This is a genomic window from Streptomyces sp. NPDC032126 (assembly GCF_055580085.1).
In genome coordinates this window covers 274306-289890 of record NZ_JBVIMA010000008.1, presented here as the reverse complement: position 1 = coordinate 289890, position 15585 = coordinate 274306, and the positions used below count along the sequence as shown (strand labels likewise).

Sequence of the window (15585 nt, the reverse complement as noted above, 5' to 3'; positions counted from 1 at the left end):
GATCCACGTGAGACCTCGTCACACTCGCCGCGGCCTCGGCGCCGTCACGGCGACCCTGCTCGCTCTGTGTGCCGCACAGACCCTCGACACCCTGCCGGCCACGGCGGCCCCGCAGGCCACCCCCACCCCCATCCCCGCGTCCACGGTCCAGACAGCGGAGGAGCACGCCGCGCGGGCGATTGCCGACTCGCTCGGCGACCGCGCCTGGCGGGCCCGCCTCCAGCACGCGGCGCTCACCTCCGAGGAGGTGGACGTCACCACCCTGTCCGGCCCCGCCCTGAAGTCCACCCTGACCGCGGACGACCGCCAGATCGCCGCGGCGAAGGGCCTCGACGCCGAGGTCGGCCCGCTGCTGCGCCTGCGCCTCGGGGACGCCTCCATGCGCCCGGCGCTCGCCGCCGGGGTCACCCCGTGGGTGGCGGCGGCCACCTCCGACGACGAGGCCGCGCCCGTCACCGCTTACGACAGCCGCGGCCGGACGCATACGCTCGACGCGCGCAAGGCGCCCGCACACCCCGTCTACGTCGTCGATCTCGACGGCGCCAAGGCGCTCGCCGCCGGCCTGGACGTACTGAACAAGGAACTGGCGCGCCACGGCGTGCACTCCATCGCACCCGAGGCCGGTAAGCAGGCCCCGTCGGACGGCTCGCGCACCCAGGCGGCCACCGGGGGCTTCTGGACGTCCCGCATCACCGCGGTCGAACTCTCCGACGACGAGGAACCCTGGATCAAGGGCGACGCCGAGATCTACACCCTGGTCACCGGTTTCGGCCAGGACGGCAAGGTCCGCGTCGACCCTGTCGACATGCCGTATCTGGACAACGACGGCACGGTCTACCGCCCCAACCAGATCCTGGTCAACTGGTCGTTCTACAAGTACAACCTGGCCGACGCCGTGATGATGGAGGACGACGGCAGTACCAACTACCGCGACCTCGCCAAGGCGATCGCCGCCGTGCTGCTCACCGTCGCCGACCAGGGCACCTACATTCCGCTGGTGAACTCGGTGCTGGACGCCATCCCCAACGACTGGTGGACGGACGACCCGGATTACGTCGACTCCTGGTACACCCTGGCCCGGAGCGACAGCGGAACGCGCTACGGAGCCCGCGCGAACGGCTGGATGACCCTGGAGCCGTACTTCGTACAGGAGTTCTGACCGGCAGCCTCGTGCCCGCACCCGATCCGAGGAAAGTGCGGGGGCGGACGCGCACCGACGCGCGTCCCCCCTGCACCCCTGTCCATGCCCCTCGCTCAGGCGAGTTCCGTCCCGGCGAGGATGCGAAAGCGGTCCGGTCGCGCCGGATCACGGTCGACGACCTGGACAGGTGCCCAGGTCCATTGCCAGACGTCGATGCCCGGCGTGCGGGAGAACCGGATCCGCCCGCGGGTGCCGTCGACCGCGACGCGCGGCCAGGCCCCGGCCACGTCCGCCCGTTCCACGCCATGAGAACGCAGCACATCCGCGAGGACGGCGACCGTGTCGTAGCCCTCGAAGGCGACGAAGGAGGGCGCCTCGCCCAGCCGTTCGCGCAGGGCCTCGTCGACGCGTGTTCCGAGGGGGGTGAGGCGCTCGGGCAGGTAGCGCAGGAACGGGACCCCGGTGCCGTCGTCGCCCAGCGAGGCCGCCCATTCGGCGAACTCCGGCTGCCCGGCGGGAGCACCGATCAGGATCTCGGCGAGGCGCGGGTCCCGGCGTACGGACCTGACGATCGGAACGGCCGGATCCGGATGGCCCACCAGAAGAAGGAGGGCGGTCGCCTCCTGGGCGACGAGCTGGTCGCACAGGGCCGCGGGGGTGAGTTCGCTCATGTCCAGTTCGATGACGGTACCGCCGCGTTGAGCGAGGTGGTCCCGCAGTACGCGGGTCCCCGCCGTCCAGTAGACACTCGACTGGACCGCCGCGGCGATGCGGGTGTGGCCCGCGTCGAGGAGGAAGTCCGCGTAGACCCGCCAGCCGCGTGACTGCGGCGGGGAGAGCCGCGCGACCCAGTCCGTCGGCCGGTCGGTGAGCGTGTCGAGAACCGCCGACGAGCAGAGGTACGGCAGGCCGAGGGCGTCGGCCCGGGCGGCGGCGGCCCGGGCGGCGACGCTGTGGTATTCCCCCGCCAAGGCCGCTACGCCCAGGCGAGCCAGGTCGTCCACGGCCGCCGCGGCCTTCAGCGGATCGGCCGCGGTGTCCCGGACCACCAGCTCAAGCGGCCTTCCGCCGATCCCGCCGGTGTCATTGACCTCCCCGACGGCCAGTTCGATTCCGGCGAGCACGTGCCTGCCTGCCTCGACCCAGCCGGGCCGGGTCAGCGGAGCGAGAGCGCCGATCCGCACTGAGGGCGCGTCAGTCCGCCCTGCCCCAGGCGGTGATGGTGGCGTGTTCATGCGCGCCGACAGTAGCCGAGCCGAGCAGGTCCGGCCTCAGCGCCCCGTCCCCCTCGTCGGTCGACCGGCCCGCGCGCGTTCGCGGTCGAGCCCGGGGACCCCTCGCGATGTCGCGGAGTGTGTCCGCTCCGCGGCTCACCGCTATCGCGCTGATGGCGGGGCCGGTCCGGCTGCGCGCGACACATCTCGGCGAGGGTCTTTCAATGGAAGACATGAGCGCTTTCCGTTGGATCGCCGCAGCCGGGCTGACAGCGCTCCTGGGCGCCAACGCGCCAGGACCCTCGCCGCCCCCTCCGCAGCCGCCGCCCCAGCTGGACGACGCGGATGTGCAGCGGGCCGTCGGCCAGCTCGACGGGGTGGTGAAAGCGGCCATGAAACGCACCGGGATCCCGGGCGCGGCCGTCGGCGTCGTCCACGACGGCAAGGTGCTCTTCCTGAAGGGATACGGCATCCGGAAGGTCGGCGAGACAGCCGCCGTCGACGCCGACACCGTCTTCCAGCTGGCCTCCGTCTCGAAGCCCGTCGCCTCGACCGTCGTGGCCGGGGCCGTCGGCGTCGACGGCTGGTCCCAGCCCGTCGCCCCGCATGTGCCGGGCTTCCGCCTGAAGGACCCGTGGGTGACCTCCCATGTGACGGTCGCGGACCTCTTCGCGCACCGCAGCGGCCTGCCCGACCACGCCGGTGACCTTCTCGAAGACCTCGGCTACGACCGGGCGTACATCCTGTCCCACCTGCGCTACGAGCCGCTCACGCCGTTCCGCGCGAGCTACGCCTACACCAACTTCGGTCTGACGGCCGCCGCTCAGGCGGTCGCCGACGCCAAGGGCGTGCCCTGGGAGAAGCTCTCCGAGGACACCCTCTACAAGCCGGCCGGCATGGACTCCACCAGCTCACGCTTCGAGGACTACGCGAACGCCACCGACCGGGCCTGGGGTCACGCCAAGACCGCGAACGGCACCTGGCAGGCCCAGTTCGTCCGGGACCCGGACGCGCAGTCGCCCGCCGGCGGCGTCAGCTCCACCGCCCGCGACATGTCGACCTGGCTGCGGCTTCAGCTCGCCAACGGCAAGCTCGACGGCAAGCAGATCATCGACGCCGAGGCCCTGGAGCGCACCCACTGGCCCGAGACGGTGTCCAGCCCGCCCCACGCCCCGGCCGGCCGGACCGGCTTCTACGGCCTGGGCTGGAACGTCAGTTACGACGACGCGGGCCGCCTCAGGCTCTCGCACACGGGAGGGTTCGAGCTGGGCGCGCACACCAACGTCACCATGCTGCCCGGCGAGCAGCTCGGCATCGTCGTCCTGACCAACGCCTCACCGGTCGGGGTCGCCGACGCCGTCGCCCTCGACTTCTTCGACATCGCGGAGCACGGGAAGGTCGTCCGGGACTGGATCCCCCTCGTCGACGCGGTCTACCGACAGCAGATGGAAGAGGGCCGGTCGAAGACCGATTACGCCCACCCGCCTGCCGATGCCGCCCCTGCGAAGGCCGCCGGCACCTACACGGGTACGTACGCGAGCGACTACTACGGTCGGGCGCAGGTCGTCGCCGGTTCGGACGGTGCCCTGACGCTGCGTCTGGGGCCGAAGCCGCAGTCGTACAAGTTGACGCACTACGACGGCAACACCTTCAGTTTCCCGACCGCCGGCGAGAACGCCGTCGGCCTCACCGGGGTCACCTTCACCCCGGACGGGAAGTCCTTCACCGTCGAGTACCTGAACCACGAGGGGCTGGGCACGTTCACCCGCACCGCCGCGTCGCCCAGGTGACCGGGCGGCGCCGGGCGCGAGAGCGCGCTGCGGCGAGCCGAGTCTGCCGGCTCAGCCGCCGCTCGCGCACCGGGCCCGCGCCGCGTCGGTTCAGACCGCGGCGAGGCCGAGCTCGTGGTTCTTGATCGCTTCGCGGACGGCGTTCACGAAACCGTTCCAGAAGTGGTCGGCGTAGGGGCTCTCGGCGCTCGGCACGCCGGCCGTCGTCCTGCGCTTGGGGGCGCCCGAGAAGTCGCCGAACATCGCCTTGCGCAGCGCCGTGGAGAGCTCCAGCTGGGCGCCGGCGCCGGTGCGCGTGCGGTTGACGATGTTGGTCGGGTCGTCGCCGTTGATGGGGTCGGTGGCGCCGGCGAAGACCACGGTCACATCCCAGCCGGTGGTGGACGACGGAGAGGTCAGACCGTACTTCGTGAAGGCCGCCATCAGGTTGCGCTTCAGGCGCTCGTCCCGGCCACCGATGATGATCTTCTTGACGGTGGTGTCGTCGAAGCCGTGCAGGGCGACGGCGTACAGGTTGGCGGCGCAGACGGCGAGGGCGGCCGGGTCGTCGCAGTGGGTGGAGGTGACGTGCTGCTCGGTGGAGTTGGCCAGGGCCTCGAACATCCAGTAGTCCCGCTGCGGCTCCGACGGCACCGCCGCGCTCGCCGGGTCGGTGTTGGCGTCGAAGGGCGTGTACCCGGCGATGGCCAGGCACAGCTCGCTCGTGCCCGCCTCGATGCCACCGCCGTGCGGCGCGATCACCGCCGTGCTGCTGATGGCGCTGCTCGTGCTGCGGGCGTTGTCGGTGAGCTGGAGCGGCGCGCCGATGCGGAACCGGCGCATCCAGTCGGTGCCCTCCTTGTCCGCGGTGAGCGTGTACAGCTCGGTGTTGGACCCGTACCGGTCGGCTGCCGCGGCCGGCGTGGCGCCGTTGCCCACCACCGCGTTGAGGGTGGGCAGGGCGGCGGCGACGGCCGCGACGGACGTGAGGACGGTGCGTCTGCTGGTGTTGTTCACGGGGCTGATCCTGCATCATGCCCGGTCGGAGCCGTGCGCCGGGTCCCCTGAACATGACAACCGGGCGTCCTGGTGGTGATCCCGTGCTCCTAATTCCACGGTTCGGTCATGGCGGCGTGTTGTGCGCGACTCCGTGCGTCCGCTCTCGCAATATCGTCAGCCAGAAGTCCGACATTTAGGGTAAACAATGACAAAAACGGACGAGCTGGTTGAGGTCGCGGGCGACGTAGAGGTCGTGGCCGCCGGACCACCTCGACGCCGCCGCGTCGCCCGGCCGGTCGTGGCGTGGATCCTGGCGGCGCTGAGTGCGGCGGCGGTGCTGGCGGTCACGGGCCCGCACTGGATCGACCATCCGGCGGTCCAGGCCTGGCGCACCGTCTGTCTGGCCATCACCGTCCAGGCGCTGCCGTTCCTGCTCCTGGGCACGGTCCTGTCCGGCGCGATCAACGCGTTCGTGCCCGCCGACCTGTTCACGCGCGTCCTGCCCAAGCGAGCCGTCCTCGCCGTCCCCGTGGCCGGCGCGGCCGGAGCGGTCCTGCCCGGCTGCGAATGCGCCTCCGTGCCCGTCGCGAACAGCCTGATCCGCCGGGGCGTCACTCCGGCCGCGGCCTTCGCCTTCCTGCTCTCCGCGCCCGCCATCAACCCCGTCGTACTGACCGCGACCGCCGTCGCCTTCCCGAACAGCCCGGCGATGGTTGTGGCCCGGCTGGCCGCCTCGCTCGCCACCGCGGCCGTCATGGGCTGGCTGTGGCTCTGGCTGGGGAAGACGGAGTGGCTGCGGCCGGCCGTCCGGCACCTGGGGCATCAGCACGGAGGCCATCGCTGGACGGAGTTCCGGCTCGGCTTCCAGCACGACTTCCTGCACGCCGGCGGCTTCCTCGTCCTCGGCGCCATGGCCGCCGCCACCTTCAACGTCGCCGTGCCGCGTTCGGTCCTCGACACCTTCTCCGGATCGCCCTGGCTGTCGGTGCTCTTCCTGACCGGACTGGCCGTGGTGCTGGCGGTCTGTTCGGAGGCCGACGCCTTCGTCGCGGCCTCCCTCACCGGCTTCTCGCCGACCGCCCGGCTGGCGTTCATGGTGGTCGGCCCCATGGTCGACCTCAAACTGATCGCCCTTCAGGCGGGAACCTTCGGGCGGTCGTTCGCCTGGCGCTTCTCCACCGCGACCACCGTCGTGGCGGTCGCCGTCACCGCCCTGATCGGAGGCGCACTGCTGTGAAACGCCCCGTACAGGTGCTGCTCCTGGTCCTGGCCGGCATCGGCCTGCTGCATGCCGCCCTCTTCACCGACCTCTATCTGCGCTACGTCAAGGAAGGGCTGCGCCCGCTCCTCATCGTCTCCGGCGCGGCCCTGGTGCTGCTCGGCGCGGCCGGAGCCGTGCTCGACAGGGGACGCGAGCACCACCACCCCGGTCACGAGCACGACCACTCGGGCGCACCGCGCGTCGCCTGGCTGCTGTTCCTCCCCGCGCTGAGCCTCCTCTTCTACGCCCCGCCCGCACTCGGCGCGTACACCGCGTCCCGCTCCCACGACAAGGCGGTCGAGGAGCGCAAGGGCTTCGACCCGCTGCCCGCGACCTCGCCGCTGCCGATGACCCTCACGGACTTCACCACCCGCGTCCAGCAGGACCAGGAGCGGGCCATCCAAGGCCGTACGGTGCAGATGACCGGCTTCGTCACCCCGGCCGGAACAGGCGGCGGCTGGTACCTCACCCGGATCATCTTCACCTGCTGCGCGGCCGACTCACAGTCCGTCAAGGTACGGATGTACGGCACGCAGGCCCCGCCGGCCGACACCTGGCTGGCGGTGACGGGCACCTGGCACGCCCGGGGCACGCTCGGCACGAGGACGGCCGAGGCCGCCCTGGACGTCCACAGCGCGCGACGCGTCTCCCCGCCCGTCAACGCCTACACGGACGACCTGCCGCTCACCCCCTCTTCGTGATCGTGGGGGCGCCCGGTCGCGGGGATGCAGCGGATCCGGTGCGGATTTGTCACACATCCCGCACAAGATCCAGGGCACACTCTGCGTGTTGCAGACCACAGGAGAGGGAAGGCCCATGATCACGCTCACCAAGGAAGACGGCCCGGCAGATCTGGACGGTGTGACCCATCTGTCCATCGGCGTGTCCTGGGACCCCACATCGGGCAGCAGCGGCGGAGTGCTCGGCAAGCTGCGCCGTAAGACCGGCACCGATCTGGACCTGATCGCCATCGCCATGCAGGGCACGGACCCGGTGCGGCTCGCAGGCCTGGACTCCCTCGACCCCATGGGCAACGGCTCGCTGGTCCACAGCGGAGACAATCACACGGGCCACGGCGACGGGGACGACGAGTCGGTGACCGTCGAGTTCGCCCGGATACCGCCCCAGATCACGTCGATCGTCTTCGTCGCCGCCGCCTACAAGAAGGGCAGCGACTTCCAGAGGGCCCGCAACATCAGCTTCAAGGTCTACGACGCGACCGGGGGAAGCTCCCAGCAGGTCGCCGACATCTGGCCCAGCCTGCTGACGCAGGACAACGGTTGCGCGGTGGCCAAGGCCATGCGGGTCGGCGGCAGTTGGAAGCTGGAAGTGATCAACGTGACCGGGAAGATCAAGCAGGGCGACGAGCACTCCCTCATGCGCTTCGCGATCAGCAAGTAGCCGGGTTCACACGCCGCCCGGGCGCGGTTCCGGGCGGCGGAACCCAAACACGCCGACGAGAACGACGAGAACGACGAGAACGAGATGACCACGCAGCACCACCCCGTAGACCACGAACTCGTCCAGGCCGCGACGGACGTCGCCCGTACCCGCTGCCGGGGTGACAACCACACCATGGCGGCCGCGGCCCGCGCCGAGGACGGCCGGATCGTCACCGCGGTGAACGCCTACCACTTCACCGGAGGGCCCTGCGCCGAGCTGGTCCTCATCGGCGCGGCAGCCGCCCAGGGCGTCTACGAGCTGGACACGATCGTCGCCGTGGGCGACCGCGACCGAGGGGTGGTCCCTCCCTGCGGCCGCTGCCGGCAGGCGCTCCTCGACTACTTCCCGGCCCTCAAGGTCATCGTCGGCAACGGCGACCGCGTGCGCACCGTCGGCATCACCGACCTGCTGCCCGAGAGCTACGTCTGGGCCGACCACCAGCTCGACGCCGAGTGATGCATAACCACGGCTCGCCTCCCGGCACTTGACGAGGTGCCGTCGTCAGCCGGTGCCCGCCTCGGCGCGTGCGTAGAACGCGGCGAGCTCGTGGGGGTTCTTGGTGTAGACGTCGATCTTGCGCACCGTGCCGTCCTCGACCTGGTGGATCTCGACCATGGTCAGCGGGAACTCCTCACCGGTGGTGTGGGCCGTGAGCGTTCCGGTGAGCGTTCCGACGACGCCGGTCGGGCCCTCGAACACCTCGGCATCGGTGATGGCGACGTCGGCGTAGCCCATCATCGCGCCCAGGATCGACTGCACGAACACCTCGCGGCCCTGGTGCACGCCGCCGTAGGGGAGTTGGGTCGGCTCGTCGATGACCACCTCCGGGGCGAGCTTGGCCAGGACACCCGGCACGTCGCCCTTGCTCAGCGCGTCATAGAGCCCTCGCACGACCTGCGCCGGGCTCTCCGCCGGCGTCTTCATCTGGTTGCTCATCTTGCGTGCCCTTCAGTTTTGTTCCAGGACGGGAAAGGTCGGCCGGCCCGGGGACGCATGGGTCCTCGCACCGGTCGGGCCCCAGAGGATCGGGGCACGCACCATGCAACGGCAGTGGAGCGTGACGGGGGAGTTTCCGCTGTGAGGGGTACTGGCAGGGTCCCCCACAGCTCGCGTGGCCTGCCTACCCTGGCGTCATGGACAACCGGGACGCAGTCAGCGCTTTCCTCCGCTCCCGACGCGACAAGATCACCCCCGAGCAGGCGGGTCTGCCGACCTACGGTCAGCGGCGGGTGCCCGGACTGCGCAGGGGAGAGGTCGCCACGCTCGCCGGGGTCAGCGTCGAGTACTACACGCGCCTGGAGCGCGGCAACCTCCAAGGTGTCTCCGACAGCGTGCTGGACGCCCTGGCTCGCGCCCTGCGACTGGATGCCATCGAGCGCATGTACCTGTACGACCTCGCCCGCGCCGCCGGGTCGGCGCCGGGGGCGCGGGCACGGCAGCGGGAGGTCCGGCCGACGGTGAGGCCGAGCGTGGCGCGGATCGTCGAAGGCATGCCGGGGATGCCGGCATACGTGATGAACAACCGCCTCGACGCGCTGGCCGCCAACCCACTGGGCCGGGCCCTGTACTCGGAGATGTACGCCGACCCGGCCTGCGGGGCGAATGTCGCCCGGTTCGCGTTCCTCAATCCAGCAGCCAGGCGGTTCTACACCGACTGGGAGCGCATGACCCGCTTCGCCGTGGGCGCCCTGCGCGTCGAGGCGGGGAAGAGCCCCTACGACCGGGAACTGTCGAACCTGATCGGTGAACTGTCCACCCGCAGCGACACCTTCCGCGTGATGTGGGGATCCCACGACGTGCATGTCTTCCGCGAGAGCACCAAACGCCTCAACCATCCGCTCGTCGGTGAGCTGGAACTCGATCAGGAGACCATGAGCCTGCCGGACGAAAGCGGCCTGAGCGTGGTCGTCTACAGCGCACCCCCCGGAACCGCCGCGGAGGACGCCCTGAAGCTGCTCGCCAGCTGGTCCGCCACAACCGGCCTGGACCAGAACGCGCAATCCACGAGCGGCTCCTGACGATCGACCGACGCGGGGGCGGGCGGTCGGCTCAGGTGGTGTCGGCCGTGTGGAGTGCGAATCCGGAGACGCCCCCGGCCGCGCGGTCCGGCCTCAGTTGGAGGGTGTCGTCGTAGTCGCCGCCGCGCTCCGGCCGGTACGGGATCGGCTCGGCGGTGGCGACGTCCGCCAACCGCCGCCGGTACGACTCGGCCAGTTCGACGAAGCGTTCCTCGGTCAGATCGACCGCCCGGTGCGCCACGAACGGCGGCAGCACCTGGAAGCCGGTGAACCACAGCACGCCGTGGTTGATCGGGAACAGCAGGTCCTCCATGGGGCCGTTGACGCCGCGATCGGTGTAATTGCTCGCCCGACCGCCGGTGGTGGTGACGACCATGGCCCGTTTGCCGGCGAACGGTCCGTCCCCGTAGCGCGGTATGGCGGGACCGTACGCGAAGTCGTAGGTGAAGACCCGGTCGATCCAGCCCTTGAGGATCGCGGGCACGGTGAACCACCACAGCGGATAGTGGAGGATGACGAGGTCGGCGTCCATCAGTTTCCGCTGTTCGGCGCGGATGTCCTCGCCGAGCCGGGCCGAGGCGTACGCCTCACCCGAGGCGCGCATGAAATCCGGACCGGTGATGTCGTCGAAGTCGCCGTAATCGGCCTCGGACTTCCACTTCATGGCGTACAGGTCGCTGACCACGACCTCGTGTCCCTGGCCGCGCAGCGTCTCCACCGCCACGTCCTTGAGGGAGCCGGTCAGTGACGTCGGGTCGGGGTGCGCGTAAACGATCAATACCTTCATGTCGGCGATCCTCGGTCCGGTGCCCGCCCCGAACCAGAGGCATGGCTGACCGCGGATCCGTGATCCTAGGACTGGCAGGGCCACCGTCGCCGGCGCCACCGCGGCAGAGCGGTGCGCATACTGGGGGAATGGATGATCTCGGCGATCTCGGCGCGTTTCTCCAGTCACGCCGGGCGCGGGTGACACCGGCGTCGGTCGGCGTCACCGTCAGCGCCCGCCGACGGGTGTCCGGTCTGCGACGCGAGGAGCTGGCGCAGCTGGCCGGGGTGAGCGTCGACTACTACACGAGACTCGAACAGGGACGGGCCACACAGCCCTCGGAGCAGGTGCTGGACGCGCTGTCGCGCGCTCTGCGGCTCGACGACGCGGCGCGCGACCACCTGCACCGGCTGGCCCGGCTCCGCAACCGCCGACCGCCCCTGTGCCGCTACCCCGCCGAGATCCGCCCCCAGCTGCGGCAGGTGCTCGACGCCGTCCAGGACATACCGGCACTGGTCCTCAACCACCGCATGGACATACTGGCCCACAACACGCTGGCCGGACTGCTCTACGGCGACCTCGACACCGTGCCCGCGCCCGAGCGCAACCTGGCACGGATGATCTTCCTGGACGCCGACCGCTGCCAGCCCTACGTCGACCGGGAGTCGTGCAGCGCCGACACCGTGGCCCATCTGCGGCACGCGGCCGGCGAGTTCCCCGGCGACCCGGAGCTGGCCGCACTCATCGGTGAACTGTCCATCGGCAGCCGCCGGTTCAGCGAACTGTGGGGCGCGGCCCAGGTCAGCGTGCGCAGCCACGGACCCAAACGCTTCCGGCATCCCATGATCGGCGTGATCACCTTGCACCAGGAGCGGTTCGTCCTGCCGGACGGCTCGGGCCAGGAACTGATCACCCTGACCGCCGAGCCGGACAGCACCGACCAGGACAACCTGCGGCTGCTCGCCAACCTCGTCCCCTGACCTCGTCGTCCCCTAACCTCGGGGACGGACAGGTCGGTTGCCGGGGGATCCGCCGTGAGGAGGCCATGGTGCACGGTAGGGGTACGCGATGGCTCGTGGGCGCCTTGATCGTGACCTGCGTGGTGCTCATCGGCTCCCACGCGTCCGGCGGTGGCCCTTCGGCCGCAGGGTCCCTGCCCGCCGAGGCCGTCAAGCACGTCGTACCGAACCGGGTCGTCACCTGGAACATCTGCAACCCCTGCAAGGAGTCCAACACCGACAGAGCGGCGGAGATCGCCACGTACGCACCCCAGGTCATCGGCCTGCAAGAAGCCTGCGTGCGGGACGTCGAGAGCATCCGGGACGCTCTGAAGAACCATTACGGGCTGGTCTACCACGTGAAGTACGGGTCGGTGCTGCGCAAATGGAGCCGCTGCGGGGGCGCGCCCTGGAGTCCCGGGGCCTACGGCCAGGCGATTCTCTCGGCGACACCGATGACGGACCACGTCACCGTGAAATACCCCGACGGCGGTTCGGAGGCCCGCGGCTACATGGCGGTGACCACGACGGTGGGCGGTCGGTCCGTCCGTGTCTTCAACACCCACCTCGCCGAACGACGCCAGGAGAACGTGCGAGCAGGGCAGACCGCCGTACTCGCCGCGGCGGTCGCCCAGTACGACCACGCCATCGTCCTCGGCGACTTCAACGCCGTGCCGGACGCTCCCGAACTCACCGCGCTGTGGGCGCTGGCCGCGGACACCGACCCCCACTGCCGTCCCTCACCCACCGGCGACTGCGCCCCGACCACCGACTGGCAGAGCAAGTTCGACTACGTCTTCCTCCGGGGCGTGGCCCCGCTGCGGCACCGCGTCCACCCGACCCCCTACTCGGATCACCACCTGCTGGTGGCCGACGTCTCGGACCGAGGCGGCTCACGCGGGTAGGTTCAGCTGCCAGGAGACGCCGAAACGGTCGTTGACCCAGCCGAACCTGGCGCTGAAGCCATGGTCGCCCAGCGGCATCAGCGCCGTACCGCGTTCGACCAGGGCCGCGTAGAGACGGTCGATCTCGGCCTCGTTCTCGCACTGCACGAAGAGCGAGATCGCGGGGGTGAAGCTGAAGCCGTGTTGCACGGGGCTGTCGATGCACATGAACTGCTCGCCGCCGAGGGAGAACGTCGCGTGCTGCACGCTCCCCTCCTTGCCGGGGCCGTCGGCGCCGTAACGGGTGATGTGGACGATCTCGGCGTCGTCGAAGAGAGAGATGTAGAAGGTCATCGCCTCCTCGGCGTTGCCCTCGAACATCAGAAACGTGGTGATCTTCCGCGATGTCACGATCTCCATGCCACTTGCTCCTTCGGCGCAGCTGGGGGCGAGGAATTGATGCAGGTCAGCGTCGGCACGGCCGACCGTATCGCAGGCACCGGGCCGGTTCCGGCACCGAACCGGGGGCTTCTGCCGGCGTGCCGGGCCGCTGTCACCTCACGCGCCCGATCCCGTACAGTCCGTGGTGTCGTCGCTCCGGCGCGGCCAGGCCCAGCGGTTGACCCGGGGAGAAGGAACATGGACACCGAAGCCGGTCCCGGCTCCCTCCCGTTCGTCCGGGGAAGCGGGCGGCCCGTGCCCGAGGCCGAGCCCGGACTGGTGGAGCGGTGGCGGTCCGGGGGAGGGGAACTCGTCGACCTGCTGTCCCAGGTGCGCGAGCGGTGCGGCGGGATCGCCGCGTTCCGGCTCGGGCCGAGCCCGACCGTTCTCGTCACCGACCCGCAGGCGGTCCAGCACGTCCTCGCCCGGCACCCGGAGCGCTACGTCAAGCGCTCCCACCGCGCCCGTGTGCTGATCGGCGACGGCGTCCTCGCCGCCACCGGGGATGCATGGAAGCGGCAGCGCCGCTTGCTGCAGTCCCAGTTCACCGGGCCCGGGATGCGCCGCTACGAACAGCGGATCACCGAGGCCGCCCGGACCACCGCCGGGCGCTGGGAGACGTACGCCCGCACCGGGCAGACCGTGGACGTCGGGCAGGAGATGCGCCGCTTCGCCCTGGACGCCATCTGGCGCTCGCTCACCGGTCACGCCCTCGATGACACGACCGAACGAGAACTGGCCGCCGTGACCGCCGTAGCGGCCGCCCTTCCGACGCTGCCCGCCGACGCCACCGACGCCCAGGACGCCGTCGCCGGCGAACTCGCCCGCATCGACGCGGTCGCCCGGCACGCCATCGCCGCCGCCCGCAGCGGGGCCGTGGGGCCCGACGGACCGGGCCTGCTGCACGTACTGACCGACGCGGCCACCGAGCGCCCCGAGTACACCGACCGGCTGATCCGCGACGAACTGGTCACGCTGCTCGTGGCCGGGCACGAGACCACCGCCACCACCCTGACGTGGCTCTACCTGCTCCTCGACCAGTACCCCGCCGCCCGCGAACAAGCTCTCGCCGCGGGCCCCGAAGGCTCAGCTCAACGCCGTCAGGCCCTCCAGGCTCTGGTCCACGAGACGCTCCGGCTCTACCCCTCCGCCTGGATCCTGCCCCGCCACGCCGCCGAGGACGACACCATCGCCGGCTACGCCATCGAGGCGGGTACCGACATCCTGGTCTGCCCCTACCTCACCCACCGCGACCCCGCGCTGTGGCCCGACCCCGAGCGCTTCGACCCCCGGCGCTTCCTCACCCCGGACGGCCGACCGGCCCACCCCGGCGCCTACTTCCCCTTCGGCATGGGCCCCCGCGCCTGCCTCGGCCTGCAATTCGCGCTCCTCGAATCGACCATCCTGCTGGCCCACCTCCTGCCGGCCCACACCCTGACCTTCTCCGCGACCCCCACAAAGGCGATCCACGGCATCACCGTCCGCCCCGACGGCACCACGACCGCAACCTTGACTCCACCACCCAACGGGACCGTGTCGGCATAGGACCACGTACACGGACCCCGCCACCGCGAAGCTCAGCACCATGGTCGCGCGGTGCCGAACGGGCGGCGGTCACCCCGGAGGAGCAGCGTTTCCAGGGGGTGCGTGGAGGAGGGCGACTCCGACGGGTGTGGGGCTGTGGAGGGCCGTGTTGCGGCTTCGGATCGTGTGGATCAGACCGGCCTCGCGCAGGCTGGTGGCGTGTTCGCTCGCCGTGGCCGGCGCGATGCCCACGAGCGCGGCTAGTTGTGTGGTCGAGCAGGCGGGGTGTTCGGCGATGGCATGGAGGACCTCTGCCCGGGTGCGCCCCAGAACGGAGGCGAGCGGCGACGACACCACGGAGGACACCGGACCTGACGCCGGGTCGGACAGAGCCAGCACGCCAGATCCGTCGCCGAAGCGGGCCGGGTAGGTGAGTGTGGGCTGTGGCTCGGCCTCGAAGTCGATGACCGGTGCCTCGATACCGAAGACCGACGGAATGAGCAGCAGCCCTCTGCCCTCCAGCAGCAGGTCGCCCTCGAGGCCCGAGGCCATCGCGATCTCCAGAACGGGCGGGCTCCAGCGGATGCGGCGCGGGTTGAGGGAAGCGAGCAGCCTCTCCATGCCGCCCGCCGCCGATTCCCTGATGCGCGCTCGGTGGTCGGCCGCGGTGAACCCCGTGATCCGATCCCAGTACGGGTCCAGCAGATGGTCGTAGAGGTTCTCCAGGCCCGTGAAGAACGAGTCCCGCAGCCGGGGGTCGTCGGCCATGCGGCGGGTCCAGGCGGGCAGGGGCCCGCGCTCGGCCGCGGCTCCCAGACCGCTGTGGATCCGCGAGCGGGGAGTGGCACGCGCCCTTTCCAGCATCTCCCGCGGGCTGCCGGTGTCCGAGGGGGCCAGAAAGCTCGGCACCCAGCCCCGGGGCGGCGTCAGTTCGAGGACCATCCGGGCCTGGGGAAGGAGTCCGGCGACGGCACGCCGCCGCCAGGCCGCGAACCGCACCGGGTGACTGCGCTCCTGCAACTGCCGTACGGCGATGCTCAGTTCCCACAGCGGTGGCGGCGTCTCCGCGACTCTCGTGCGCGCCAGGTCCTCGACCGTGAAGTGAATGCAGTAGACCACTGTTCCCT

At 70.8% G+C, this 15585-nt stretch carries 16 protein-coding genes; 10 read left to right on the top strand and 6 right to left on the bottom strand.

Annotation, left to right across the window (positions count from 1 at the left end):
• The first annotated feature begins 7 nt into the window (after positions 1 to 7).
• Positions 8 to 1159 (top strand): DUF3103 family protein, encoded by a 1152-nt coding sequence (locus tag ACZ5NW_RS28790; RefSeq protein WP_468746853.1) that lies wholly within the window; start codon positions 8 to 10, stop codon positions 1157 to 1159.
• Between the two features lie 95 nt (positions 1160 to 1254).
• On the opposite strand, the gene ACZ5NW_RS28785 is transcribed toward ACZ5NW_RS28790, so the two are convergent.
• Positions 1255 to 2376, bottom strand: coding sequence for an ABC transporter substrate-binding protein (locus ACZ5NW_RS28785; protein ID WP_468746852.1), 1122 nt, complete (start codon positions 2374 to 2376; stop codon positions 1255 to 1257).
• Positions 2377 to 2588: 212 nt separating this feature from the next.
• Here ACZ5NW_RS28785 and ACZ5NW_RS28780 point away from each other — a divergent pair, with 212 nt between their 5' ends.
• On the top strand, positions 2589 to 4145 hold the full coding sequence (locus ACZ5NW_RS28780; RefSeq protein ID WP_468746851.1) for a serine hydrolase: 1557 nt from the start codon (positions 2589 to 2591) through the stop codon (positions 4143 to 4145).
• A 90-nt stretch (positions 4146 to 4235) separates the two neighbouring features.
• On the opposite strand, the gene ACZ5NW_RS28775 is transcribed toward ACZ5NW_RS28780, so the two are convergent.
• The gene (locus ACZ5NW_RS28775) at positions 4236 to 5141 is read right to left on the bottom strand and encodes a poly-gamma-glutamate hydrolase family protein (protein WP_468746850.1); all 906 of its coding nucleotides are present in this window, start codon (positions 5139 to 5141) and stop codon (positions 4236 to 4238) included.
• Between the two features lie 187 nt (positions 5142 to 5328).
• Between ACZ5NW_RS28775 and ACZ5NW_RS28770 the strand changes: the two genes are divergently transcribed.
• The 4 genes from ACZ5NW_RS28770 to ACZ5NW_RS28755 all read left to right on the top strand — a co-directional run bounded on the left by ACZ5NW_RS28770 (position 5329) and on the right by ACZ5NW_RS28755 (position 8283).
• Positions 5329 to 6360, top strand: coding sequence for a permease (locus ACZ5NW_RS28770; RefSeq protein ID WP_468746849.1), 1032 nt, complete (start codon positions 5329 to 5331; stop codon positions 6358 to 6360).
• Positions 6357 to 7085 carry a TIGR03943 family putative permease subunit gene (locus ACZ5NW_RS28765; RefSeq protein WP_468746848.1) on the top strand — a complete coding sequence of 243 codons (729 nt, stop codon included), beginning with the start codon at positions 6357 to 6359 and terminating at the stop codon, positions 7083 to 7085. The genes ACZ5NW_RS28770 and ACZ5NW_RS28765 overlap by 4 nt, the downstream gene beginning before the upstream one ends.
• 115 nt (positions 7086 to 7200) lie before the next feature.
• Positions 7201 to 7785 (top strand): TerD family protein, encoded by a 585-nt coding sequence (locus ACZ5NW_RS28760; RefSeq protein ID WP_468746847.1) that lies wholly within the window; start codon positions 7201 to 7203, stop codon positions 7783 to 7785.
• 84 nt (positions 7786 to 7869) lie between these two features.
• A complete protein-coding gene (locus ACZ5NW_RS28755) occupies positions 7870 to 8283 on the top strand; it encodes a cytidine deaminase family protein (protein ID WP_468746846.1) in 414 nt (137 codons plus the stop codon).
• A 45-nt stretch (positions 8284 to 8328) separates the two neighbouring features.
• On the opposite strand, the gene ACZ5NW_RS28750 is transcribed toward ACZ5NW_RS28755, so the two are convergent.
• Positions 8329 to 8763 carry a nuclear transport factor 2 family protein gene (locus tag ACZ5NW_RS28750; RefSeq protein ID WP_468746845.1) on the bottom strand — a complete coding sequence of 145 codons (435 nt, stop codon included), beginning with the start codon at positions 8761 to 8763 and terminating at the stop codon, positions 8329 to 8331.
• Positions 8764 to 8960: 197 nt separating this feature from the next.
• Between ACZ5NW_RS28750 and ACZ5NW_RS28745 the strand changes: the two genes are divergently transcribed.
• Positions 8961 to 9845: a helix-turn-helix transcriptional regulator gene (locus tag ACZ5NW_RS28745; protein ID WP_468746844.1), complete on the top strand. Its 885-nt coding sequence runs from the start codon at positions 8961 to 8963 to the stop codon at positions 9843 to 9845.
• A 31-nt stretch (positions 9846 to 9876) separates the two neighbouring features.
• On the opposite strand, the gene ACZ5NW_RS28740 is transcribed toward ACZ5NW_RS28745, so the two are convergent.
• A complete protein-coding gene (locus ACZ5NW_RS28740; RefSeq protein ID WP_468746843.1) occupies positions 9877 to 10632 on the bottom strand; it encodes an NAD(P)H-dependent oxidoreductase in 756 nt (251 codons plus the stop codon).
• A 128-nt stretch (positions 10633 to 10760) separates the two neighbouring features.
• On the opposite strand from ACZ5NW_RS28740, the gene ACZ5NW_RS28735 reads away from it, so the two are divergent.
• Both ACZ5NW_RS28735 and ACZ5NW_RS28730 read left to right on the top strand, forming a co-directional pair.
• Entirely contained in the window at positions 10761 to 11591 is an 831-nt protein-coding gene (locus tag ACZ5NW_RS28735) for a helix-turn-helix transcriptional regulator (RefSeq protein WP_468746842.1), read from the top strand.
• Positions 11592 to 11656: 65 nt separating this feature from the next.
• A complete protein-coding gene (locus ACZ5NW_RS28730; protein WP_468746841.1) occupies positions 11657 to 12514 on the top strand; it encodes an endonuclease/exonuclease/phosphatase family protein in 858 nt (285 codons plus the stop codon).
• On the opposite strand, the gene ACZ5NW_RS28725 is transcribed toward ACZ5NW_RS28730, so the two are convergent.
• Entirely contained in the window at positions 12503 to 12913 is a 411-nt protein-coding gene (locus ACZ5NW_RS28725) for a VOC family protein (protein WP_468746840.1), read from the bottom strand. The genes ACZ5NW_RS28730 and ACZ5NW_RS28725 overlap by 12 nt on opposite strands.
• A 219-nt stretch (positions 12914 to 13132) precedes the next feature.
• On the opposite strand from ACZ5NW_RS28725, the gene ACZ5NW_RS28720 reads away from it, so the two are divergent.
• A complete protein-coding gene (locus ACZ5NW_RS28720) occupies positions 13133 to 14479 on the top strand; it encodes a cytochrome P450 (protein WP_468746839.1) in 1347 nt (448 codons plus the stop codon).
• 69 nt (positions 14480 to 14548) lie between these two features.
• Here the strand turns inward: ACZ5NW_RS28720 and ACZ5NW_RS28715 are convergent, their stop codons facing one another.
• A complete protein-coding gene (locus ACZ5NW_RS28715; RefSeq protein ID WP_468746838.1) occupies positions 14549 to 15577 on the bottom strand; it encodes a winged helix-turn-helix domain-containing protein in 1029 nt (342 codons plus the stop codon).
• Between the last annotated feature and the right edge of the window lie 8 nt (positions 15578 to 15585).